This window comes from Streptomyces sp. NPDC008086 (genome assembly GCF_042957325.1).
Lineage (GTDB): Bacteria > Actinomycetota > Actinomycetes > Streptomycetales > Streptomycetaceae > Streptomyces.
The window spans coordinates 397,624-419,691 of the sequence record NZ_JBIBIA010000004.1; the positions used below are offsets into that span (position 1 = coordinate 397,624).

The following is a 22,068-nucleotide window of genomic DNA, read 5'->3' on the forward strand; positions in this document are numbered from 1 at the left end:
GGACGGGTAGGGGCGGCGGGGGCGAATTCCGGCAGTCAGGTCAGGGCAACCGTCGTACCGGTGAACCCGCCAGGTACGCCTGGATGCCCTCGACCGCCTGACCGTAGTACGTCGCGTAGTTGGCCTGCGAGACATAGCCCAGGTGGGGCGTGGCGAGCAGCCGGGGAGCCGTACGCATCGGATGGTCGCCGGGAAGGGGCTCGACGTCGAAGACGTCCACACCGGCGCCGGCGATACGACCCTCGTGCAGAGCGGCGAGCAGGGCCCCCTGGTCGACGATCGCCGCGCGCGAGGTGTTGATCAGATACGCCGTCGGCTTGAGCAGCGCGATCTCGGCGGACCCGAGCAGGCCACGGGTGCGGTCGCTGAGGGCGAGATGGATCGAGACGAAGTCGCTGTCGGCGAGCAGATCCTCCTTGGAGGCGGCCAGATGGACCCCCACCTCGTCGGCGTACTCCTTCGTCAGGTTCTGACTCCAGGCGGTGACACGCATGCCGAAGGCGAGACCGACCCGGGCCACACGGCTGCCGATCTTGCCCAGGCCGAGCAGTCCGAGCCGGCGCCCGTGCAGGTCGGCGCCGACCGTCTGCTGCCAGGGGCCGCCGGAGCGCAGCGCGTTGCTCTCCTCGACGAGACCACGGGCCAGGCCCAGCAGCAGCGCCCAGGTGAGTTCGACCGGCGGGGTCGAGGTGCTGGCCGTGCCGCAGACGGTGACGCCGTGCGCCTCGGCGGCGGCGTAGTCGATGACCGAGTTGCGCATGCCGGAGGCGATGAGCAGCTTCAGCCGGGGGAGCCGGGCGATCAGGGAGGCGGGGAAGGGGACGCGCTCGCGCAGGGTGACCACGATGTCGAAGTCGGCGAGGGCCTCGGCCAAGGCGTCCTCGTCGGGGAAGTGGGTCGTGAACGCGACGACCTCCACGTCGTCCGCGAGCGGCGACCAGTCGGCGACCTCCGTCGCCACGTTCTGGAAGTCGTCGAGCACAGCACAGCGCAGCCGCACGGGGGTTCCTTTCCATGGCCGGGGCACCGACTGGACCGACTTTACGGAACGGGTCCGACAGTCGGGGTGGTGGATGCGGCGAGCCCGGGCGCGATTGACCCGCGGCGGGTCCGTCCCCGACTGTTGATCACGGCGCGCGGACCGGCCGGCCAGAGGGAGGACCCCACCTTGTCACCACGCATCCTCGTCACCGGAGGCAGCGGCTTCATCGGGGGCCATGTCGTGGCGGCCGTACGGGAGTCGGTGGTGGAGTCGGCAAAGGAGCCGATACAAGACCCGATTCGGGAGCCGGAACGGGAGGCGCGGCGCGGCGACACCCCGCCCCGGGTCCGGCTCCTGTTACGCGACCCGGGGAGCCTGCCGGACTCTGACTCTGACGCCGAGGCCGAGGCGACGGACGTCGTACACGGCGACCTGACCGACCCGACGTCCCTGCGCGGCCTCTGCGACGGCATCGACGTCGTCCTGCACTGCGCCTCCCACGTCGGCTCCGACGAACGGCTCACCGCCGCCGTCAACGACCACGGCACCCGCGCCCTCGTCGAGGAGGCGACACGCGCAGGAGTGGCCCGCGTCGTCTACGTGAGTACGGCCGCCGTGTACGGACGAGGCCCCTTCACCGCGGCGCTCCCGGACGGGCCACCCCTCGCACCGGCCTCACCGACCAGCCGTGCCCGTGCCGCCGCCGAGCGGCATGTGCTGGACGCGGGCGGGGTCGTACTGCGCCCCCACCTCGTGTTCGGGGCCGGCGACCGATGGGTGGTCCCCGGCCTGGTCACCGTGCTGGGACCGCTGTCGGCGCGCATCGAGGGATGCGCCGCCCGGCAGTCCGTCGTCGACGTACGGGCGTTGGGGCGCGCGGTACTCGCCGCCGGGCTGTCGGAGCGGGAACTGTCGGGCGTCCACCACGTCAACCACCCGGATCCGGTGGGCACTTCGGAACTGCTCGACAGGGTGGCCGACCTGTTCGACCTACGCCTGCCGGGCGCTGCGCTGGACGTCGACGGAGCCCGGACACGTCTCGCCGGGCAGCCGCGCGCACTGCACCACCTCGACATGCTCGCCGTGGACCAGTGGTTCGCGGACGACGGGTTCTGGGCCGGGGTGGGGGTGGATCCCGGACCGGGGTTCGCGCGGGGGCTGGCCGAACAGGCGGACTGGTACCGGAAGTTCCTCGGCACTCCCTCTCAACCTCATCTTCCCTCTACGGACACAGGGTCTTCGTGAACATCGAACGCGCACTGACGGGCAAGACCGCACTGGTCACCGGGGCCGGCCGGGGTATAGGCCGAGCCATCGCCACCCGGCTCGCCCGCGACGGGGCGCTGGTCGGCGTCCACTACGGGCGCAGTGAGGCTCCCGCTCTGGAAGTGGTGGAGGAGATACGGCGAAACGGCGGACGGGCCTTCGCGCTCGGGGCCGAACTCGGGGTGCCGGGTGACGCCGCCGCGGTCTTCGAGGCCTTCGACGCCGGGGTGCGGGAGGAGCTGGGTGGGGAGGGGGTGGATGCCGGGGCAGCCGGTGGCAGGGCAGCGGGTGCTGGGACAGAGAGTGCGAGGACAGCGGGTGGCGAGGCAGCGGGTGCTGGGACAGCCGATGCCGGCGCAACGGGCCTTGAGGCAACGGCAGTTGGGGCCTCCGGTGCCAAGGGCTCGTTGGACATCCTGGTGAACAACGCGGGAGCGAGTGGCTCTGGACCGGTAGGGCAGGCGGTGCCCGAGGTCTTCGACCGCATGATCGCCGTCAACGCCAAGGCGCCGTTCTTCCTCGTGCAGAACGCGCTGCCGCGGATGCGGGACGGCGGCCGTATCGTCAACGTCTCCTCCCTCGCCTCGCGGCGCGCCTTCCCCGAGTCGCTCGCGTACGCCATGTCCAAGGGCGCGCTGGACACGATGACCCTCGCTCTGGCGAAGGAACTGGGCCCTCGCGGCATCACCGTGAACACGGTCGGGCCGGGCTTCATCGAGACGGACATGAACGCCCGGCGCCGGACGACCCCCGAGGCGCGGGCCACCCTGGCCGCACGGTCGGTCTTCGGTCGGATCGGCAGGCCCTCCGACGTGGCGGACGTGGTGGCGTTCCTCGCCTCCGACGACTCCCGTTGGATCACCGGCCAGTATCTGGACGTCAGCGGCGGCACCGACCTGTGACGGCGTGACGGTGTGACGGCGTGCCAGGCCGACGGCCTGACAGGTCGACGGCGTGACAGATTGCATCCGCAACTGGCATGCTCACGGTCGCGATCATTGTCGACATCGGGGGAACGATGAGTACGGGGCCTGGAGGGTTCTCGGCGCGGGCCGAGTCCATCGACGGCAGTTCGCATCTGCTGAACGAACTGGCCGGACTGCTGTACGCCGGGCGCATGGACGGGGAGAACGCCACGCAGTGCCGCGTGCCGCGCTCACACCCCGAAGTGGCCGAAGCCGTCGAGGACTTCGCCCGCTACGCGCAGGACCAGTACGGCGACCTGGTGACGTTGCTGTCGGCGCTGTCGACCAGGTTGCGGTCGACGGGAAACGCGTACGTTCAGGCGGACGCGACCGCGCAGCGCGCGATGGACGACCTGCTCGACAAGGGCCGTTACGTCGCGCCCGAGGACCGGTGAGCGCCGTGGCCTACCGTGCGGACGTCGAGTTCCTCGACGCGTCGAACCCACAGCTCATCGAACGGACGGCGGCCGAGTACGGCCGCCTGCACACCCTCCTGGCCTCCTGCGACGACGACTTCCGCAAGGCCGGGAAAGTCGAGTGGGAGAGCGAACACCGGGAGCGGTACACCAGGCGGCTGAAGGAGGCGCTCGACCTGGCGGAGCACCTCGCGGCCGCCTTCAGACGCGTACGCAAGGCGCTGGACGACTACGCCACGGCCGTCGAGCGGGCCAGGGGGCACTTCGAGAGCGGGCGCACCACCGAGGACCGGCTGGTCGAGGTGATGTCCCGGGAAGCACAGGCGATCACTCCCACGGTCCGCGCCGCCGAGCCGCTGCGCCAGTGGGAGGACCTGCGCGCCACGACCGGTTTCCTCGACTGGGCCGCCGAACTCACCGTCGACGTGGACGCGATCCGCGAGGAGGCCGAGCAGTACTACAACGCCACCAGGGACCACTACGGCGACGCCCAGCGCGTGGAGTCCGCCGCCCGGGAGGACTGCGTGCACGAGATACGCGCGGCCCTGCGGTCCCTGCCGGACTTCCGCGGTGGGGACAGCGGCTACCCCGCGCTGCTGGTAGGCGCCGTGGACGCGCTGCGCCGCGAGGTGGGCGAGGCGGGCCGCGACCCGAACACCCAGCTCCCCGGCACCGGCACGAAGGTCGACGCGATCCCCGGGGTGTCGGGCGACACGTCGGTCTCGCCGACGCTGCAGCGCATCCGGGACCGGCTCGCGCGTCTGCCGGACGCACAGGACCACTACCTGTATCTGCCGTCCGACGACGACGCCGGCCGCCGCCAGTACATCTCGGGCAACAGGGCGCTGATCAACGACGCCGCGCAGAGCTCCGGGCTGCCGCCCGAGATGGTCGCGGGCATCGCCTGGATGGAGGTCGAGGGCGACCCCTCCTGGATCGACGAGGCCGCCTACGGCGTACGTCGTCACCTGCCCGGCACCGGGGAGGCCGACCAGACCTCCATGGGCCCCATCGCCATCCAGGTACGCCGCTCCGCCGAAGTCCTCGGCTACGACCCGCAGAACCTCACCGACGCCCAACGCGAAGAGGTGGTCAACGCCTCCAAGGACCCGGGCCAGAACATCTACATCGCCTCCGAGTACCTCGCCCAGCTCAAGGCCGAGAGCGAGTTCGCCGACGTTCCGCCCGAGCAGATGACGAGAGAACAGATGCAGGAACTCGCCGCGCGCTACAACGGCGGCCCCTACTACCGCAGCGACGACGCCCAGCGCTACGGCCGCGGATTCGCCGGCAGCGTCGAGGACGCGAAGCGGGCACTGGAGTCGTGACGGTGCCTTCTGAGCCACGGGCGTCGCAGCCGTCGCAGCCGTCGCAGGGGGCGCAGGAGCCGAGGACGTCGAAGGCGTCGAAGCGGCCGCCGTCACGGTCCTCGCGCCTCAAAGGCGCAGCCTGCGCGGCCCTGCTGCTCATGGGCTTCCTGTTGTCGGGCGCCGCCAGCACCATCGCCTACCTCTCCCACCCCCTCGGCCCCTGGGACCACCAGGCCTACGACCACATCCACCTCTTCGCAACCATCGCCCTCACCTGCGCCCTCCTCACCGCACCGATCACGGCCCTGGCGGTGGCACGCCGATGGCTGCGACTGTGGTGGCTCGTGCCGTGCGTGGTGCTTACGGGGGCGGCTTGGGGGCGGCTCACCGTGTTTCTTCCGGGACGCTGAGGTGGGGCGGAGCATGCGCCCCTCGCCGGGTGACCTGGTTCGCGGGGCGCTTGGCGCGCCCTGGGCCCCACCAAGGCATTCACATGTGTCCGGGCTTCTCGATTCGGCTAGCGATTGATCGGGATCTCGTAGACGATCTCGCAGTGCGCGGCGGGCACCACGATGTCCGCCGTCTCCACGGGCCGCCCTTCGTCGCAGTAGCACGTCCGCCGGTTGTGCGTGACGAGGGTCGTCTTCTGGATGCCCAGGAGTGACGCTTCCTCGGCGGTCGCGTGCCTCGGCTCCGGCTGCTCCACGGCATGGCTGACGGAGACGCCGATTGCGGCCATGCGGTTGACGACTCCCGCCCGGCGCGCGGCCCGCCCTCGGGGAGGTCCGCAGTCCGCGAGGCCCGGTGTCGGGATCCGCTCTGCCGCGCCGTCCGCCACCTATTGCGGGATCAGCGGGTCAGCAGCGGTGCCATGAGGTCGTGGGCGAAGTCGGCGACGGGTCGTGGGTCGTGCCCGGTCAACCGGCGCACCGAGTCGGTGGTGTCGGCATTGATGCCTTCGCGGAGCAGCTGGAAGATGCCCACCACCCCCTCGGCGAGCCAGGACGGCAGGCCCGCCTCGAGCATGCCGGCCAGGGCTGCCTCGTCGGGTACAGCGACGTACTCCACCGTCCGTCCGAGGGCGGTGGAGAGCCGGAGAGCGACCTCGGTGAAGGTGATGGCCTCGGGGCCGGTGATCAGATGGGTCTCTCCCTCCCCGCTCTGCCCGGAGAGCACCGCGGCAGCGCAGGCGGCCACGTCACGTGGGTCGATCATGGCGACCCGGGCGTCGGCGGCGGGCAGGAGGATCCGTCCGGCCTGCCCGATCGTCGGCAGTGAACCGAGGAGGTTCGACATCAGGAAGCTGGACCGGAGAATCACGAACGGGATCCCCGCCGAGCCCAGGCGGTGCTCGATGCGGCCGTGCTGATCGGCGAACGTCTTGGCGGCGCCGACCTCGGCGCCGACCGTGGACAGCAGGACGATCTGCCGGACACCGGCCGTGGCTGCGGCCTCGATCGCGTTTGCCGCGTTCTCGACCTGCCGCGGGTCGTTGGCGCAGCTGAGGAATGCCTGCTCGGCGCCCGCGAAGGCGGCTCGAAGCGATTTGGGCTCGGTGAAGTCCCCTGGCGCGAGGTCGGTGCCGGGGCCGAGTACGGCAGTGGCTCGCTCCGGGTTGCGGGTGAGCGCGCGGTGAGGGACGCCGCGCCGCCGCAGCTCACTCACAACGTGTCGCCCGACGTTCCCGGTCGCGCCGGTCACCACTACGGTCGTCATCTCGTCGCGTCCTCACGCCGATTCAGGGCTGTCCACCCACGTTGTGCGGCACGACCGTCCTGAGCCCGTCAGGACACGCGCACGTTCACTCGTCAGGACGTCGGCACAGGATGCCCCACCGGACTGCGAGCCCTGTCCGCCGGCACGATTCCGTGAAAGCCATGGCAACCGAAGCGGGCGTTGGCCATCATGCTGGTGCCGCCGCGGCCGGAGCCGGCGTCCAGGAGGCGGTCGCCGGGCTTGATGTCGCCGAGGTGGTCGGGGAGTACCTCCGCCTGGGCTGTTTCCAGGCGGTGCATCCCCTCGATGATGCGCTGCTCGCGGGTGTCGGCCGGGCCTGCCAGGACGGAGGGGTCGTACTCGCCGAGGCCGTAGTGGTGGTGGTAGAGGCCATCGACCTCACCGAGCTTGCGATGTCGACCGGGTCCTTCTCGGCGTTCCAGGAGGCGGCGACGGCCTTCTGGTAGTCGGTGCGCAGGATGTCACCCATGGCGATGTCCTCCATCCGCGTCGAGATGCAGGACATGAGTCGTGCAGGTCCTTACTCGTGTGGATGGGATAGCGGCCGGGAGTGAACGGGCCTGTGGTCAGGCGGCGTTCGCCTCGCCGTGGTAGAGGCCGCTGCTGGCGTGCCACTCCCGGTTGCCGCCGCTAGGCCCAGGTGTCAGCCAGGAAGCGGCGCAGTTCCGGGCGTCCGGGGCTTCGTCACGTCAGTCGACATGCGCCCTGACCAGCAAAAACGCCCTCCCGAAGGAGGGCGGAGACTGGGCGCCCCCGGCAGGACTCGAACCTGCGGCCAAGCGCTTAGAGGGCGCTCGGCGTGTTCGTTGAAGGTCGGTCACTGACCTGGGCAGCTACCCCTTCCGCCAGCAGCTCGTCACCTGCCGTCGACACACATTCGACACGGCTCGGAGCCGGTTCACGGCCGCCGGTAGGCCGATGGGTCGACACCCGCTTCCGGCGTCCTGCTGAAGGAGACGTAGGCGGGGTGCTCGGGGTCTCCAATCTGTATGAGAGGTTCGCGAATCTGTGGAGCTACTGGAGGAACAGCTCCAACTCCTCGTCCGACAGCCGCTCGTCGTGCCTCTCGTTGCGCATGCGTCACGATACGAGCGGAGGAGCTACGACCTGACGCGGGGCTTTCCTGCTAGCGGTTGATGGGAAGTGCGGCTTCCTGGATACCCAGAAGCGATGCCGGTCCGGCGGCGACGCCGAGCCGCGCTGTGATGTCTGCCGGATCCGGCACCTTGGCTTCGGCCCGGCCCTCCCAACCCCCTTGCCTGCCTATGGCTTTCATGGCAGTGCAGGGCCTTGCCACTCGATACGAGGTGATCCAGAAGCAGCGGCCTAGGGCGAGAAGACGTCGGCTAGGCTGAGCGCCTCGAACTCATGAATGAGTAGCAACGGGGGTTGCCATATGCCTACTTGGGTTGGCTTGCCATGCTCTGCGGGACTCTCGGGCCGGCCGAGCGGGAGCCGACGTGGCTTCTGACTTCTCCCGGCTGATGAAGCAGGACTTCTCCGACTTGGAAGCCGCGGTCAAGTCCTGGCGCGGGCTGTCGACGACCATGGACTCACTCACCGACCGCCACCGCCGACAGGTGACCGGGCCGCTGCACCAGTCCTGGAAGGGCGATGACGCCGACGCGGCCCTCTTCTACCTGGAGGACGTCGAGTCGCGCATCGGTGTGGTCGAGACCGAGGCCATGGCCATCGCCGAGGTCCTCAACACCACAAGGTTCTGGATGGAGCAGTCCCAGACCGACCTTCGTAGCGCGGTGCGGCGTGCGGAGCAGGACGGCTTCGACGTCGACGGCGACGGCTGGGTCAGCGATCCGACGACCTCGGGCCTTCCACGCCAGGACCCCGACGCGCAGCAGATCATCGCGGACCGCGGCGCGCTGCTCGGGGAGCACCGCGCCGCCATCGACGAGGCCCTGGCCGCTGCGCACAAGGCCAGTAACGACGGCGCGAGGGCCCTCGCTGAGCTGAACGGCGACATTCTCACCGATCCGCTCAGCCACGACGCGGCGGCGGAATCCGCCCAGGACGCCAAGAACGCGATGGAAGCTGTGGGTGTCCAGGCCCCGCAGATCCCTTCGGACGACCCGAAGGCTGCCGCCGACTGGTGGAAGGCCCTCAGCCCCGAGGAGCGTCAGACCTACACCACGCTCTACCCGAGGCAGATCGGAGCGACCGACGGTCTGCCGTCGGACGTGCGCGACGACGCCAATCGCACGGCCCTCGCCCAGGAAATGAATCTGATCCAGGAGGGCAACTGGGACGAAGGGTTCCCGGGGGACACCGATGAAACCGTCAACAGGCGCCTGAGCAATCTCCAGGTGCTGAACGACCGGCTCGAAGCCGCGGATGCCGCGCCAAGGGGCAAGGAGCTGTACCTCCTCGGCTACGACTCCAAGGACGACGGACGGGCCATCATCGCCATGGGCAACCCCGACACGGCCGCGCACACCGGCATCCTGGTGCCAGGCACCAACACGAACATGGACGCCGTACCCGGTCAGCTCGAGCGCATCGACAGGCTGCAGTCGGCAGCGGAGAGCCGGTCCAACGGCGAGAGCGTGGCGATGATCACCTGGCTCGGCTACGACGCCCCCGAGGCGTCCGCGACCGACTTCAACAGCGTCGGCGGAACCGGGCGAGCCGAGGACGCCGCTCCTGACCTGCGGCAGTTCGTGGCGGGCTCGCATGCCGCGCATGACGGGTCGCCGAGTCACACCACAGTTATCGGACACAGCTACGGCTCCACAGTCGTGGGTGCGGCCGCAGCTGGGGGCTCCGGCCTGGGCGCGGACGACGTGGTTGCAGTCGGTAGCCCTGGGATGACAGTGGACGAGGCCAAGGATCTGCAGATGGATCCCGAGCACGTATGGGTCGGCACCGCGGAGGACGACGGTGTCGCCAACAACACCTCCGGCTACACCCTCGGCCGCGACCCGACGCTTGGAGGCTTCGGTGGCAACAACTTCGAGGTCGACACCCATGGCCACAGCGGCTATTGGGACAGCGGGCCGTACGGACCCAGCGAGTCCCTCGACAACCAGGGAGCGATCATTGCAGGCAGGCAGCCCACAGAGGTTCCGAAGGAGGGCTCCGAGATGCCGCCGGACGCCTATATCGTCCCTGGTCTCTAGGCCCTTCTTCCGGACGATGCTGGCTGTCTCCGCAGTTCTCCTTTCAACTGGAGGTTGTGTGTCCCAGAGTGACGACGCGAACACCCCGCTGCCGCGGATGGAAAAGGACGCCGCGCTGAAGTGGGCCAAGGACTACACCGCGTACATGGCCAGGATCGCCGATGTCGAGCTCACCCCTTCGACGGCCAAGGTGCACTTCGAGGCATGTATCGGGGCGAACGACGAGGTGGCCGAGGACGGCCGGTACAGCCTCTTCTACTACGTCAACTCCCCGGCGCCCGTCACGGAGCACACGCGCGTCGTGAAGACGCTCCGTCAGGAGCTCTCCAAGCAGGGGTACGAGGTCACGGGATACCGGGAGTTCAAGGATGCCTACGAGTCGGCCGTGTTCAGGGCTGACAACAAGGAGAACTCCTATCGCGTGACGGCCGAGACCGTCGGCTCCGGCAAGACAAAGCCCCAAGCGCTCTCTTTCTCCGTACGCACCCCCTGCATGCTCCCGCCCGGTGCGAAGCAGCAGCAGTTCTGACCGATTGAGAGGAACTGGACGTGTCTCAGAGCACCAACGTCGACCCGGCCGAACTGCGCGCGTCCGCCGGCGCCTGCGACGGTGTATCCCAAACCATGAAGGGACCGGCCGACAAGGCCATCAGGGAATCGAGGTCCGCGGGCAACTCGCTCACTGGCTGGTCGATCGGCGCCGCTTTGACAGAGATCGCCACCAGCTGGAAGCCGGCCCTCGACGGTCTGCACTCCCGCCTCCAGGCTGGCAGGGACAACCTCAGGTCGTCGGCGGACGGCCACGAATGGAACGACCAGCGGACGTCCCAGGACTTCGAGAAGACCGGCACCGCGACACAGGCCACCTCCGGTGAAATGCCCGCGGTTCTGCGCCCGGGTACGGGCGAGCGCCATGCCCTCGGGCATCCCGGCAGCGCCCCGGGCGTCCAACCAGTGGGCCGGGGGTCCGGCGCCGGACCACTGGACCCGCGCACCTCGTACGGCACCACTATGCCGACGTACGACGAGACCATCAGTACTCGCCCCACTCCCGGCACGAACGACTTCGGCTGACTCGACACTCCTGCCTGACCGTCACAGACCTGCCGCAATCGGCAGTCGCGTCTGTATGAGCGACTATCAGAACTAGCGTCTGGCAGGGCTTCTTTTCGGAACGTGGTTTCAGAGCCGCTGCCGTCGACACACATTCGACACGGCCCGGAGCCGGTTCAAGGCCACCGGTAAGCCGATGGGTCGACACCCGCTTCCGGCGTCCTGCTGAAGGACACGTAGTCGGGGTGCGCTGGGTCTCCAACCTGTATGAGGGCGTAGAGATCAAGGTCATGGTTCGCGAATCTGTGGAGGTACTGGAGGAACAGCTCCAACTCCGCATCTGAAAGCCGCTCGTCGTGCCTCTCGTTGCGTATGCGGTCACAATACGAGCGGAGGAGCTACGACCTGACGCGGGGCCGTCCTGCTAGCGACTGATGGGGATCTCGTAGACGATCTCGCAGTGAGCGGCGGGCACCACGATGTCCGCCGTCTCCACGGGCCGCCCCTGGTCGCTGTAGTACGTCCGCCGGATGTGCGTCACGAGTGCAGCCTTGTGGATGCCCAGAAGTGACGCCTCCTCGGCGGTCGCCTGCCTCGGCTCCGGCTGCTCCACGGCGTGGCTGACGGTGACACCGATCGCGGCCATCCGATTCACGACGCCCGCCCCGGCATGCGGCCCTCCCTCGGGGAGGACGACGAGCGTGCCGACGGTGAGGTCGTACGGCTCCCAACTCGTCGACAGCTGCACCGGCCTGCCGTCGGCCAGAAACTCGTACGCCGTACGGACGCACAGGTCGCCCTCGACGATGCCGAGCCGCGCCGCGATGTCCGCCGGAGCCGGCACCTTGGCTTCGGTCCGGCTCTCCCAATCCCCTTGCCTGCCCAGGGCCTTCATGTCCGCCCGGAACGGTGACGCGTCGGGCCGCTCTCGTGCCGAGGACCGGACGACCCGGACCCGTTGCCGGGGCTCGGCGACGTAAGTGCCTGATCCGGCGCGGCCCTCCAGCACGCCCTGGGAGATCAGCAGCTCCTGTGCCCGACGGACCACGTTCTCGCCTACCCCGCACTCCTGGCCGATCTGGGCGCGGGAAGGCAGGCGGTCCCCGGGTTCCCACACGTGCTCCGCGATCCGCCGCCGGAGTTCGTCAGCGATGCGGAGATAAGGCGGCTGCTCAGGCATATGGAAAATCTAGTCCACTAGCTCTAATCTAGTTAACTAGCTTCACTCAAAGTGATCGCTGGTTAACGGAGGCTGCCCTGTGCCCGCTTCGGGAGTTAGCGCGGCGGCCATCGCTGCCCGGCTGTCCGGCGTCGGGCTTCCGGCGCGGGTGGAGGAGCACGGCCGGTACACGTCGGTCGAAGCGGAGGTGCCGGAGTCGCTCTCCGCCGACTTATGGCGGGAGGTCCTGGAAGTGGTGGCGGAGGCCGACCGATTCGGGCTCCTCGCCACCAGCCTGAACGACCGCACCCTCTGGGCGGTCGTACACAAAGCGGTCCCCACGACGGGCGATGTCGGGGAACCGAGCCATCAGCGATAGGAGCTGAGCAGCGTGCTCAACCGTATCCGCCGTGCCGCCTCGCTTGCCAGAGCGCGGTGCTTCCTCAAGGGCAGGCACCGCCGTCCCTTACGGCTCTTTCGACCGACAGCCGCCCTCGTTGTCCCTGCGTCCGCTGACGCGTCGATGGTGGTCCTGGGCGGGGTTCCCGATACCGCGCACCACCGTGACCCGCTCGCGGGGGAGGAAAACGCGCTCGTCCGCCCGTACCTGCTGGCTTGGGAGCGTCGAGTACGGCCGCTCGCGGTGGTAGTCGCTCCTCACCTGCCCGTTGAGGCCTGGTCGTCGCTCGCGGGGGTGCGCTGATGCCTGCTCGCCAACAGCCCCACACCGTCGAGGTCTCGGCCGTTCCCTATCGGTCGACCGCCTGCCGTATCGGCACACACCCTGCTTGCGCGGAGACCTCCCCGGTCCCCGCACCGGTCGACCTGCCGATTGTCTACGAGACATGCGCCTGCCCGTGTCACTCGACGTCCCACCACTCCATGCCTGCGGAGGCGGAGCGGTGAGCGGCTGGGCACCTGGCGGCACGCTGGCATCCAACGTCGAGGTCACGGCGGCCACCGTGCAGCGCGGCGACATCATCCAACTCGGTGGCAAGGCATGCCGGGTGAGCGACCTCTTCCAGCTCCCTCAAGGAGCCAAGCAACTCCTCTTCGAGTCGGGCGAGCTGCTGACCATGCACGCGCGAACCCGGCTCGCTACCGTTCGCATGCAGAGAAGGCGGTGATCCGGCCCGTGCCTTCACGCCATCACGAGATCGCCGACGATCTGCGGCACCAGATCACGACCGGTCGCATCAAGCCCGGCGAACGCCTGGCGTCCGAGGCCGGCCTCGCCGACCGATACAAGGTCAGCACGGTGACACTGCGGAGTGCCCTCGCTGTCCTCCAGGGCGAAGGCCTCGTCGAGAAGATCCACGGCAAGGGCAACTTCGTCCGCTGCCCACCGCGGAAGATCGTGTACGTCGGTGGATGGGGAACGCTGGACCCGTGGACCGCCGCTGAAACGGCCTTGCGTGTCACGGTCCGCACCAACACGGTTCCGGCCGAGGGGCATCTGACGGCCTTGCTGAAGGTGCCGACAGGCAGCTCTCTCGCTGAGTTCTTCTGCATCAGCCACGAGGGAGAGTCACCGCATGGGCTGGCCCGCATCTACATCCCACGCGACCTGGCACCGGCCGGAGTGTTGGACGACGAGTCCTCGTGGCGGGAGACAGCTGCGCGATTTGCCGTCCTGAGCTCGCCGCCGCCAACTGTCCGGGAGACGGTAAGTGCCCGCCCACCGACACCGGACGAAGCATCGGCCCTCCGGCTCCGCTCCGCCGTGGCGGTACTTGCAGTCACGCGCGTCGCGACCGACGCCATCGGGCGAGTCGTCGAGGCCGCGCTTCTGGTGTTCCCCGGGGATCGCGTCGACGCGGTCTTCACTACCCACCACATGACCGATGAGAGGCAGACGCAAAGATGACAGCACCGAACACACTGCGACTCCTCCCATGGTCGGGGCCGGAGGGCAAGCCCTGCTATTTGAGCACCGACGACGGGGAGGGTTACATGTCCCGCCTGGCGGACAACATCGAGGCCATGCAGTTGGGAACGGCCGCCGAACTCCTGGAGCGAGCGTCGAACAAGCTCGACGACCAGGGCACGAGCTCGGAGGACATGCGACGGCTGGCCAAGGACCTGACCGGGGCTTTGCGCGAGGTGCTCCGCGTTGCAACCAGCCGCGGTGACCTCCTAGCGGTGAGCGATCCCCATTGCCCCTGAAAGGAGACGGCCGCGTCTAGTGGCCGGCAACGACCTTCCATTCCTTGCCAGCGGGGAGAGGAACCCGGTTTCGCACCGGGGCTCCTCTCCCCGTTTCCCTGTGGTTACGCCGAGAGAGGCACCTTCAGAACGCTCGACCGACGTGCGGCGGCTCGCACAGCCCCGCATGGCGGCCCTCGGCGCGGCCGGCAGATCGGGGCCCTCCGCAGCCGCGTACTGCCGTGTGACCACCGCATTAGGAGTTCGATCCGGGCCCGGCGTGGTGGGGCCTCGGCTCGCGCACTGGCGCCGTACGTGGCCGCCCGTTGTTGCCGCCGTCCGTGCTCGTTGATGTCAACGTTGGATGTCAGCGGAACAGTTGCGGGACCGGGCAGACCTCCAATGGTTCGTCCGGCCGGTCTGCCCAGCTCCACCAGATGTGCCGATCGGCACACCGCCACAGCGACCGGCAGGTCCGGCGGCCATCGGCCTCCCGTTTGACGAGGACAAGGCCGCCGGACTTCATGGGCTGGCTGCACTCAGGACAGGTCGGGGCCTTGTCGGTCATGCGGGGCACCCTAACGGAGCGACCGCTTCGTTCCGAAGCAACTTGGGTAGGGGCGCTGCCTTGGGCTGGTGCTCCTCTCACCTGCGCTGACGGTCCGCTGACGTCCGCGGGCGTCAGCCGTTGTTCGTCGGCGTTGTCACGCAGTTACACACTCACCCCGCCGCCCCCCTTGGCTCGGTCGCTGCATCCGAGATCTGGCGCGCCAACTCCTCGACGACCTGGGGCACGACTCGTTGAGCGCCCTCGTCTTGCAGCGCTTCGGCGAGTGCCTGATGGACCGCCGCGAACGGCTGCCCCGCATATGAGGCACGGGTCCGGTCAACCGCTCGTTCGATCTTGGCGAGATGGGCGGCCACGATCGGCATTGCCTTGTCGTACTCGCTGGGGTCCGTAGCCATGGGGTGACTCGATCAGCACCGAGCGATCGGGTCAAGGCCGGCGCGAAGCCATCAGCTTGGGAAGCTTGGGTTCTCTAGGGGTGATTGACGGGCTGACCTGCGGCAGAGCCGTGACAGCGTACGACTGGCCGCTGTCTCAGTCTCCGGTATTCCCCGCTACTCCCCGCACGACCTGGCACGGATCTGGCACGTCCGGCGTCGGTGCCAACTGCGGCCACAAGGTCATTGTCTGCGACGGGTGTTGCCCTCCCGGGCACAGATGGGCCGGTCCGACGTCTTCACTGAGGAACTCGGCGGCCAAGGGGGGCGGATAGACATCTCCGGACCTGCAGGGTCCCGGGACGCCGAATGGCTCCGCTCCCACATCCTTCTGATCCGTAGCTCTATAGAGATCGGCCAACGGGGGCATGGAGCTGTCGTGTTGTCCCTCAGGGTGAACCGCTCCGGGATCGGTGGAGGCTCCGGAGTGCCCCGAGTTGGGTGGAGCCGAGTCACTTGGGCGCGGAGTGCCTGCGCTGCCGGTTGTGGAAGATCTCGAGGTATTCGAAGAGGGCGGTGGACAGCTCCATCCGTGTCCGCCACCGCCGGCGGTTGAGTAATTCGACCTGGACCCGGGCCCAGAAGGACTCCATCATCGCCTTGTCCACGCAGTCCCCGATGGAGCCCATGGAGGGCAGCAGGCCGGAGGCGCGGGCGCGTTCGGTGAATGCCCAGGACCCTGCGGCCCTCGGCCCGAGGAAGCCGTGGCCATGCGGGTGGAGGACGTGACCCTGCCCGAGCCTGACGCCGACGACCAGTGGCGCGAGCTGCTGATCCACACGGCGACCCCTGAGGTCGGAAAGCAGTGGACCGACACGGGGGAGATCCACGAACAACGCGACCTGAAAGGCCGCGCAGAGGGCGAGACACGCACTGTCCCAGGGCGTCCCGCCCTCACACGCATCCTGCGGCAGCACATCGAGGATGAACGGCTCAAGCCGGGTGACCTGCTGTTCCAAGGCGAGTCAGGCGGCATCCTCGCTGGATCCGTCATCCGACGGGCGTGGCGCAGTGCGCGTAAGGCCGTACTGCCCTCGCACGTCTTCGAGTCACCCACCGGACGGCGCGTCTACGACAACAGGAACACGCGCCTGACGAAGTGGCTGAACGACGGGATCCCACCCGCCCAGGTAGCCGAGTGGGCAGGAAACAGCGTTGCCGTGCTCCTGGCGACCTACGCCCGATGCATTGACGGCCAGCTACCCGACTTGAAGAGGAGGCTCGAAGCTGCCGGAGATCTCCCCGAGTCGCCGTCCGCCGGCTGACCAGGCGCCCCAGAACTTCGACACGTATTCGACACGGCCACCCGCAAAAACCCGGTAACAGCCGGACAGCCCCGGAGTCCGCCCTTGATCATCGAGAGGGCGTCCGGGGCTTCGCCGTATCCACTGGTATAGGCCCTGAACAGCAAAAACGCCCTCCCGAAGGAGGGCGGAAAGAGGGCGCCCCCGGCAGGACTCGAACCTGCGGCCAAGCGCTTAGAAGGCGCCTGCTCTATCCACTGAGCTACGGGGGCCGGGTGTGGTGGCCTCGGTCGTGGTGCCCTGGTGGGGCTGACCCGTGACGATGCCGGAGACAAGGATAGGGCTCCCGCATCCGTGTCCCTGCTGCTTCGCCTCCGTGGCTCGATGTGGAGGTTCGGTGAAGCGGTCCTGATAATCGCAGGCAGGTGCGAATCGCGCACCGCTTTTGGGCTCTCGCGCCCCGGGTGTTGTGCACTCGTTATGCCTGGACTGTGCCTGTGTCCCAGTCGTCCCTTCCATCCCTTGTGTCCCGTCGGCGCGCAGACATGCTCATATGCTTCAGAAATCCCCTAAAATTGGGCATTCTTCGCATGTGGTGACCTTGGACGTACGGCCTCAGCTGCTCGACGCACTTTCCGCCCTGCGCGACCGTGTCGCCGCCGCACGCTTCCCGCTACCCCTGGCGGGGGCGCCACGCGCGCGTGCCAACCGCGACGAACTGCTCGCGCAGCTCGACGACTATTTGGTGCCCCGCTTGAAGGAGCCCGAAGCGCCCTTGCTGGCCGTGGTGGGAGGATCCACCGGCGCCGGCAAGTCGACGCTCGTCAACTCCCTCGTGGGCCGGCGCGTGACCGAGGCAGGCGTGCTGCGGCCGACGACGCGAAACCCGGTGCTGGTCTGCCATCCCGAGGACCATCATTGGTTCAGCGGGATGCGCGTCCTGCCCGACCTCACACGCGTGTGGGTGACCGAACACGATCCGGCGGACGAGCTGATGCTGTCCGCCGAGGACTCCGCACGCGTGCTGCGGGTCGAGACCGCCGACACGCTGCCGTGCGGCCTCGCCCTCCTCGACGCCCCCGACATCGACTCCCTGATCGCCGACAACCGCGTCCTCGCCGCGCAACTGATCTGCGCGGCCGACATCTGGGTGATGGTGACCACGGCCGCGCGCTACGCCGACGCCGTCCCCTGGCATCTGCTGCGCACCGCCAAGGAGTACGACGCCACCCTGGTGACCGTGCTGGACCGGGTGCCCCACCAGGTCGTGTCCGAGGTGTCCCGGCAGTACGGGGCACTCCTCACCAAGGCCGGCCTCGGCGACGTACCGCGCTTCACCGTGCCCGAACTGCCCGAGTCGGCCTGGGGCGGCGGGCTGTTGCCGGCCACGGCGGTGGCACCGCTGCGCACCTGGCTCAGCCAGCAGGCCCAGGACCCGGGTGCGCGGGAGCACGCCGTCGCCCGTACGGCCCACGGCCTCCTCGACTCCCTCAAGGTCCGCATGCCGGAGCTGGCCAACGCCGCCGCCGCCCAGTACGCGGCGGCACTACGGCTCACCAACGCCGTGGACAGCGCCTACGACAGTGAGTACGCGCGCGTGCGCAGCCGGCTGCAAGCCGGTGCCGTGCTCGCCGGGGACGCGCTGAAACGCTGGCGCGCCTTCCCGCTCGACAGCACCCCCGGTGAGCTTCTCGACTCGCTGGTGGAGAGTCTCAGCACCCTCCTGCTGTGTGCCGTCACCGCCGCCGACGAGCGCGTCGACGACGCCTGGCGACGCGAACCGGCCGCCGCCGCTCCCGAGCTGACGGGCCGTGACCCGCGCCCCGCGAGCGTCGAGCACCGCATCGGCGTGGCCGTACGGCGCTGGCGCAGGGAACTCGAGGAGTACGCCGAGGACGAGGTGAGCGTCCTCGACCGCAGCGTCGCCCCGGACTCCGAGGTCGTCACCGCACTCGTCGCCACCGCCCTGCTGGGCGGACGCCGGGCACGGTCGGCGGGGGAGGGGCTCGCCGAGCGGATCGGGGCGCACGGGGCGCTGCGACTGCGCGACCGGGCCGGGCGGCTGCTCAACGAGCACCTGGACCGGGTCATGCACAACGAACGCGAGCGACGGCTCGCCCCGCTCGACGCCCTGGAGGTCCACCCCGAACCCCAGGCCGAACTCATCGCCGCGCTGTCCGTACTGCAGAAGGAGAGGTGACCGGTGACTGCCGTCACTGACCAGGACCACACCGAACACGCCGATCAGCAGGAGGACGGCGCCGCCAAGGGCGACGAGCGCGAGCACCACGTCCCGGTGAGCGCACCCCCTGCGGACGGCGCTCGTGAGAACGGCTTCCCCGTGGCGGGTGACCGCGCGGAGGGAGAGCCCGACAAGGGCGAGGATTCCGCAGGTGCCGAGGAGCCGGAGATGCGCAAGCTCTGGAGGAAGCTGGCGAAGCAGGAGTGCCGCGTCGGCGACGACCACGCGCGCGTGGAGGACGGTAGGCCCGACGAGCCGCCCGCGCGCGTGGACGTCTCCGACGCCGGCGGCCGTGAGGGCGGCGGCGACGCACAGGTGCGTGTCGCTGTGCCTGAGCCCGCGGGTCGTAAGGGCGCCCCTGACTCCAACGGCGGCCGTACGGGCGTGGACGCGCCCGCGCGTGAGGGCGACCGCGGCTCGGGGGGCCGTATGGGCACCGACACCCCCCGGCATAAGGAACCCCCGGCCCCTGCCCGTACCGAACGCCCCGTGCGTAGCGAACACCCCGCCCGTACGGAGCCCCCCGCCCGTGCAGAACCCCCTGCCCGTACAGACTCCTCCGCCGCCGAGTCGTCGACCGGTGCGGATGCCCCCACCGGTACCGAATCCGCCTCCCCCTGGGACGACGGACTGATCGCACGGAGGGTGAATGAAACCGCTGCTCCGGAGCAACCCGCCATCGTGGAACCGCGCGCTTCCGGGGCGCAGGTCGTGACGCCGCTCGCGTACGACGGCGCGCTGCGGTCCCGGCTCGACGCGCTGCGCGAACTGGTCGGGCTCTCACGCACCAGGCTCGACAACAGGACGCTCTCCGAGGCGGGCCGGGTCCTCGACGAGGCGGCGGCGCGGCGCAGGCTGTCCGGGCAGCACACCGTCGTCGCCATCGCGGGCGCCACGGGCAGCGGCAAGTCGCAGCTGTTCAACGCGCTCGCCGGAGTGACGATCTCGGAGACGGGCGTACGACGGCCGACGACCGCCTCACCCCTCGCGTGCAGCTGGAGCGACGGCGCGGTCGGCCTCATCGACCGGCTCGGCATCCCGCCGAGGCTGCGCCGGCGGCCCGCGCAGAACGCGGCCGCTGACGGGCAGCTGCGCGGACTCGTCCTGGTCGACCTGCCCGACCACGACTCGGCGGCCGTGCAGCACCGCGAGCAGGTGGACCGCGTCCTGGCGCTCGTCGACGCGGTCATCTGGGTCGTCGACCCCGAGAAGTACGCCGACGCCGTGCTGCACGAGCGCTACTTGCGGCCCATGGCGGGACACGCCGAGATCATGTTCGTCGTCCTCAACCAGATCGACCGGCTGCCCGGCGAGGCCACCGACCAGGTCCTCGACGACCTGCGGCGGCTCCTCGACGAGGACGGCATCGCGCTGGGCGAGCACGGCGAACCGGGCGCCGTGGTGCTCGCGCTGTCCGCGCTCACCGGGGACGGCGTCGGCGACCTGCGGGAGGCGCTCGGGCAGTTCGTCGCGGAGCGCGGGGCGGCCGCGCGCCGGATCTCGGCCGACGTGGACGCGGCCGGGTGGCGGCTACGGCCGGTGTACGCGGCACGACGGCGCACCGGGCTCAGCGAGGAGGCGCGGGACGAGTTCTCCGCGCGGCTCGCGGACGCCATCGGCGCCACCGCCGCGGGCGAGGCCGCCGAGCGGGCCTGGCTGCGCAACGCCAACCGCGCGTGCGGAACACCCTGGCTACGGCTGTGGCGCTGGTACCAGGACCGGGGCGAACCCCCGACGGGGCGCCTGTCCCTGCGGGCCCAGACGGACGAGGAGGCCACCGCGCGCCAGCGCGTCGAACAGGCCGTGCGAACGGTCGCCGACGAGGCGTCGGCCGGGCTGCCCACACCGTGGGCGCAGGCGGTGCGCGAGGCGGCAGTACGAGGCGCCCAGGGGCTTCCCGAGGCGCTGGACGAGCTGGCCGCACGGGCCGGACTGCCGCCCGGGCGACCCCCGCGGCCGGGCTGGTGGCCGGCGGCCGTCCTGGTGCAGGCGTCCATGACGATCCTTCAGGTCATCGGCGGACTCTGGCTGCTGGGGCAGATCGTCGGCGTCATGGCGCCCAACCTCGGTGTGCCGGTGCTGCTGATGGTGGCCGGCATCGCCGGCGGACCGCTCGTGGAGTGGGGCTGCCGGATGGCGGCCCGAGGGCCCGCGAGGCGGTACGGCCTGGACGCGGAACGCCGATTGCGCGAGGCGGCGGCCGGCTGCGGGCGAGCCCGGGTACTGGATCCGGTGGCGGCTGAGCTGCTGCGGTACCGGGAGGTCCGGGAGCAGTACGGGCGCGTCATGGGGGTGGGGCCCTCGGCGCGGTGACCCGGGCATGGTGACCCGGGCGCGGTGACCCGGGCATGGTGACCCGGGCGTGGTGACCCGGCGTCAGGGAGGTCGACAGAGCCCGGGGACGTGACCGGCGATCAGGGAGCTGACCTGGTCGGCGGAGTGTTGGTCACCCGTTCGAGTGGCGGAGATGTCCACAGGCGAGCGGTGGTCCACAGGGCTCAGCGGGCTCGGCCCGACGGAGGCAGTCTGGCTTCGCGGCGATCGCGACGGACGCGGTCGATCGCGGTGACGGCGGCGCACCAGGACGTACCACGTCGTACTGGAACGTGCAAGGACGTACCAGCGGGTACCGAGGGCGCGCGCGGCCGTCACGTCGGACGCAGCCGTACGGGACGGGCCCGTACGCGTATCGGCCCGGCGGGAGCGGCCGGGTGAGGGAGGGGTTCGCGATGAACGAGACGATCATCTGCGCGGTGGGCAACGTGGCGACGCAGCCGGTGTACCGGGAGTTGGCGACGGGGCCGTCGGCACGCTTCCGGCTGGCGGTGACCTCGCGCTATCTGGATCGCGGGAAGAACGAGTGGACCGACGGACACACCAACTTCTTCACGGTGTGGGCCAACCGGCAGCTCGCGACGAACGCCGCCGGCTCGCTGAACGTGGGCGATCCCGTCATGGTGCAGGGCAGGCTGAAGGTGCGCTCGGACGTGCGGGAGGGGCAGAGCTGGACCTCGGCCGACATCGACGCGACGGCGATCGGCCACGACCTGGCGCGCGGCACTTCGGCCTTCCGCCGCACCCCCCGGCCCGAGGCCGGAGTGGCCACCGCATCACCCGCGCAACCCGAGCCCGACTGGGAGACACCACCCGCGGAGGCGGACGCGAACACGGACGGGCACGCGGACGCGGGCATCAACGTCCAACAGGCCCAGGAAACAGTCTCGGTGACGTGACATCAGTCACCCGCACAGGCTGACCGAACTGCGGCTTATCGGCGAGTGCGTTCCGAACGACCCCGGTGGATTTGTCGATAAGCCCTGCTCGTAAGGGATCTTGGCGATAACGATTCCGAGTCGGATCGGCCCTCCGACGGGATCCCAGGGAAGCGTGGTGCGCCGCGTACCTAGGAT

At 69.7% G+C, this 22,068-nt stretch carries 23 protein-coding genes, 2 tRNA genes and 1 pseudogene; 17 read left to right on the forward strand and 9 right to left on the reverse strand.

What is annotated here, in order from left to right; translation table 11 throughout:
* Nucleotides 1-40 precede the first annotated feature (40 nt).
* Complete coding sequence (locus ACFZBP_RS16040; RefSeq protein ID WP_383451425.1) at nt 41-1,000, reverse strand: D-2-hydroxyacid dehydrogenase family protein; 960 nt, start codon at nt 998-1,000, stop codon at nt 41-43.
* A 168-nt stretch (nt 1,001-1,168) separates the two neighbouring features.
* Between ACFZBP_RS16040 and ACFZBP_RS16045 the strand changes: the two genes are divergently transcribed.
* The 5 genes from ACFZBP_RS16045 to ACFZBP_RS16065 all read left to right on the forward strand — a co-directional run bounded on the left by ACFZBP_RS16045 (nt 1,169) and on the right by ACFZBP_RS16065 (nt 5,349).
* The gene (locus tag ACFZBP_RS16045; protein ID WP_391413571.1) at nt 1,169-2,227 is read left to right on the forward strand and encodes an NAD-dependent epimerase/dehydratase family protein; all 1,059 of its coding nucleotides are present in this window, start codon (nt 1,169-1,171) and stop codon (nt 2,225-2,227) included.
* Nucleotides 2,224-3,150 (forward strand): SDR family oxidoreductase, encoded by a 927-nt coding sequence (locus tag ACFZBP_RS16050; RefSeq protein ID WP_391413573.1) that lies wholly within the window; start codon nt 2,224-2,226, stop codon nt 3,148-3,150. The genes ACFZBP_RS16045 and ACFZBP_RS16050 overlap by 4 nt, the downstream gene beginning before the upstream one ends.
* A gap of 116 nt (nt 3,151-3,266) precedes the next feature.
* Entirely contained in the window at nt 3,267-3,608 is a 342-nt protein-coding gene (locus tag ACFZBP_RS16055) for a hypothetical protein (protein ID WP_383451419.1), read from the forward strand.
* A 5-nt stretch (nt 3,609-3,613) separates the two neighbouring features.
* Complete coding sequence (locus tag ACFZBP_RS16060; protein WP_391413576.1) at nt 3,614-4,957, forward strand: hypothetical protein; 1,344 nt, start codon at nt 3,614-3,616, stop codon at nt 4,955-4,957.
* 2 nt (nt 4,958-4,959) lie between these two features.
* Nucleotides 4,960-5,349 carry a hypothetical protein gene (locus tag ACFZBP_RS16065; RefSeq protein WP_391413578.1) on the forward strand — a complete coding sequence of 130 codons (390 nt, stop codon included), beginning with the start codon at nt 4,960-4,962 and terminating at the stop codon, nt 5,347-5,349.
* 107 nt (nt 5,350-5,456) lie between these two features.
* Here the strand turns inward: ACFZBP_RS16065 and ACFZBP_RS16070 are convergent.
* Nucleotides 5,457-5,722 (reverse strand): annotated as a pseudogene (locus tag ACFZBP_RS16070) (UTRA domain-containing protein); the annotation flags it as partial.
* Between the two features lie 66 nt (nt 5,723-5,788).
* Complete coding sequence (locus ACFZBP_RS16075; RefSeq protein ID WP_391413579.1) at nt 5,789-6,655, reverse strand: NAD(P)H-binding protein; 867 nt, start codon at nt 6,653-6,655, stop codon at nt 5,789-5,791.
* A gap of 161 nt (nt 6,656-6,816) precedes the next feature.
* Between ACFZBP_RS16075 and ACFZBP_RS16080 the strand changes: the two genes are divergently transcribed.
* Nucleotides 6,817-7,122: a hypothetical protein gene (locus ACFZBP_RS16080; RefSeq protein WP_391413581.1), complete on the forward strand. Its 306-nt coding sequence runs from the start codon at nt 6,817-6,819 to the stop codon at nt 7,120-7,122.
* Between the two features lie 302 nt (nt 7,123-7,424).
* On the opposite strand, the gene ACFZBP_RS16085 is transcribed toward ACFZBP_RS16080, so the two are convergent.
* Nucleotides 7,425-7,507 (reverse strand) — tRNA-Arg (locus ACFZBP_RS16085).
* A gap of 629 nt (nt 7,508-8,136) precedes the next feature.
* Here ACFZBP_RS16085 and ACFZBP_RS16090 point away from each other — a divergent pair.
* From ACFZBP_RS16090 to ACFZBP_RS16100, 3 genes are read left to right on the forward strand one after another with little or no spacing between them, the layout of a single operon-like run.
* Nucleotides 8,137-9,810 carry an alpha/beta hydrolase gene (locus tag ACFZBP_RS16090; RefSeq protein ID WP_391413583.1) on the forward strand — a complete coding sequence of 558 codons (1,674 nt, stop codon included), beginning with the start codon at nt 8,137-8,139 and terminating at the stop codon, nt 9,808-9,810.
* A gap of 58 nt (nt 9,811-9,868) precedes the next feature.
* On the forward strand, nt 9,869-10,339 hold the full coding sequence (locus ACFZBP_RS16095) for a hypothetical protein (RefSeq protein ID WP_328881572.1): 471 nt from the start codon (nt 9,869-9,871) through the stop codon (nt 10,337-10,339).
* A gap of 20 nt (nt 10,340-10,359) precedes the next feature.
* A complete protein-coding gene (locus ACFZBP_RS16100) occupies nt 10,360-10,884 on the forward strand; it encodes a WXG100 family type VII secretion target (RefSeq protein ID WP_391413585.1) in 525 nt (174 codons plus the stop codon).
* Between the two features lie 403 nt (nt 10,885-11,287).
* Here ACFZBP_RS16100 and ACFZBP_RS16105 read toward each other — a convergent pair whose 3' ends face one another.
* A complete protein-coding gene (locus ACFZBP_RS16105; protein WP_391413587.1) occupies nt 11,288-12,043 on the reverse strand; it encodes a UTRA domain-containing protein in 756 nt (251 codons plus the stop codon).
* Nucleotides 12,044-12,122: 79 nt separating this feature from the next.
* Here ACFZBP_RS16105 and ACFZBP_RS16110 point away from each other — a divergent pair, with 79 nt between their 5' ends.
* The 4 genes from ACFZBP_RS16110 to ACFZBP_RS16125 all read left to right on the forward strand — a co-directional run bounded on the left by ACFZBP_RS16110 (nt 12,123) and on the right by ACFZBP_RS16125 (nt 14,188).
* Nucleotides 12,123-12,401, forward strand: a complete 279-nt coding sequence (locus ACFZBP_RS16110; protein ID WP_391413589.1) for a hypothetical protein — start codon at nt 12,123-12,125, stop codon at nt 12,399-12,401.
* Between the two features lie 523 nt (nt 12,402-12,924).
* Complete coding sequence (locus ACFZBP_RS16115) at nt 12,925-13,149, forward strand: hypothetical protein (RefSeq protein WP_391413591.1); 225 nt, start codon at nt 12,925-12,927, stop codon at nt 13,147-13,149.
* An 8-nt stretch (nt 13,150-13,157) separates the two neighbouring features.
* Complete coding sequence (locus tag ACFZBP_RS16120; RefSeq protein WP_391414111.1) at nt 13,158-13,889, forward strand: GntR family transcriptional regulator; 732 nt, start codon at nt 13,158-13,160, stop codon at nt 13,887-13,889.
* Nucleotides 13,886-14,188, forward strand: coding sequence for a hypothetical protein (locus tag ACFZBP_RS16125; RefSeq protein ID WP_391413593.1), 303 nt, complete (start codon nt 13,886-13,888; stop codon nt 14,186-14,188). The genes ACFZBP_RS16120 and ACFZBP_RS16125 overlap by 4 nt, the downstream gene beginning before the upstream one ends.
* 346 nt (nt 14,189-14,534) lie before the next feature.
* On the opposite strand, the gene ACFZBP_RS16130 is transcribed toward ACFZBP_RS16125, so the two are convergent.
* The 3 genes from ACFZBP_RS16130 to ACFZBP_RS16140 form a co-directional block, all read right to left on the reverse strand.
* On the reverse strand, nt 14,535-14,735 hold the full coding sequence (locus ACFZBP_RS16130; protein ID WP_391413595.1) for a dehydrogenase: 201 nt from the start codon (nt 14,733-14,735) through the stop codon (nt 14,535-14,537).
* 152 nt (nt 14,736-14,887) lie between these two features.
* Nucleotides 14,888-15,133: a hypothetical protein gene (locus tag ACFZBP_RS16135; protein ID WP_391413597.1), complete on the reverse strand. Its 246-nt coding sequence runs from the start codon at nt 15,131-15,133 to the stop codon at nt 14,888-14,890.
* 491 nt (nt 15,134-15,624) lie between these two features.
* Nucleotides 15,625-15,801 (reverse strand): IS3 family transposase, encoded by a 177-nt coding sequence (locus ACFZBP_RS16140; protein WP_391413599.1) that lies wholly within the window; start codon nt 15,799-15,801, stop codon nt 15,625-15,627.
* A gap of 81 nt (nt 15,802-15,882) precedes the next feature.
* Here ACFZBP_RS16140 and ACFZBP_RS16145 point away from each other — a divergent pair, with 81 nt between their 5' ends.
* Entirely contained in the window at nt 15,883-16,437 is a 555-nt protein-coding gene (locus ACFZBP_RS16145) for a hypothetical protein (protein ID WP_391413601.1), read from the forward strand.
* 178 nt (nt 16,438-16,615) lie between these two features.
* Here ACFZBP_RS16145 and ACFZBP_RS16150 read toward each other — a convergent pair.
* Nucleotides 16,616-16,688: transfer RNA gene (locus ACFZBP_RS16150), tRNA-Arg, on the reverse strand.
* Between the two features lie 320 nt (nt 16,689-17,008).
* On the opposite strand from ACFZBP_RS16150, the gene ACFZBP_RS16155 reads away from it, so the two are divergent.
* The 3 genes from ACFZBP_RS16155 to ACFZBP_RS16165 all read left to right on the forward strand — a co-directional run bounded on the left by ACFZBP_RS16155 (nt 17,009) and on the right by ACFZBP_RS16165 (nt 21,891).
* On the forward strand, nt 17,009-18,616 hold the full coding sequence (locus ACFZBP_RS16155; RefSeq protein ID WP_383451405.1) for a dynamin family protein: 1,608 nt from the start codon (nt 17,009-17,011) through the stop codon (nt 18,614-18,616).
* A 3-nt stretch (nt 18,617-18,619) separates the two neighbouring features.
* Nucleotides 18,620-20,971: a GTPase gene (locus ACFZBP_RS16160; protein ID WP_391413603.1), complete on the forward strand. Its 2,352-nt coding sequence runs from the start codon at nt 18,620-18,622 to the stop codon at nt 20,969-20,971.
* A 416-nt stretch (nt 20,972-21,387) separates the two neighbouring features.
* Nucleotides 21,388-21,891: a single-stranded DNA-binding protein gene (locus tag ACFZBP_RS16165; RefSeq protein WP_391413605.1), complete on the forward strand. Its 504-nt coding sequence runs from the start codon at nt 21,388-21,390 to the stop codon at nt 21,889-21,891.
* Nucleotides 21,892-22,068: the final 177 nt, after the last annotated feature.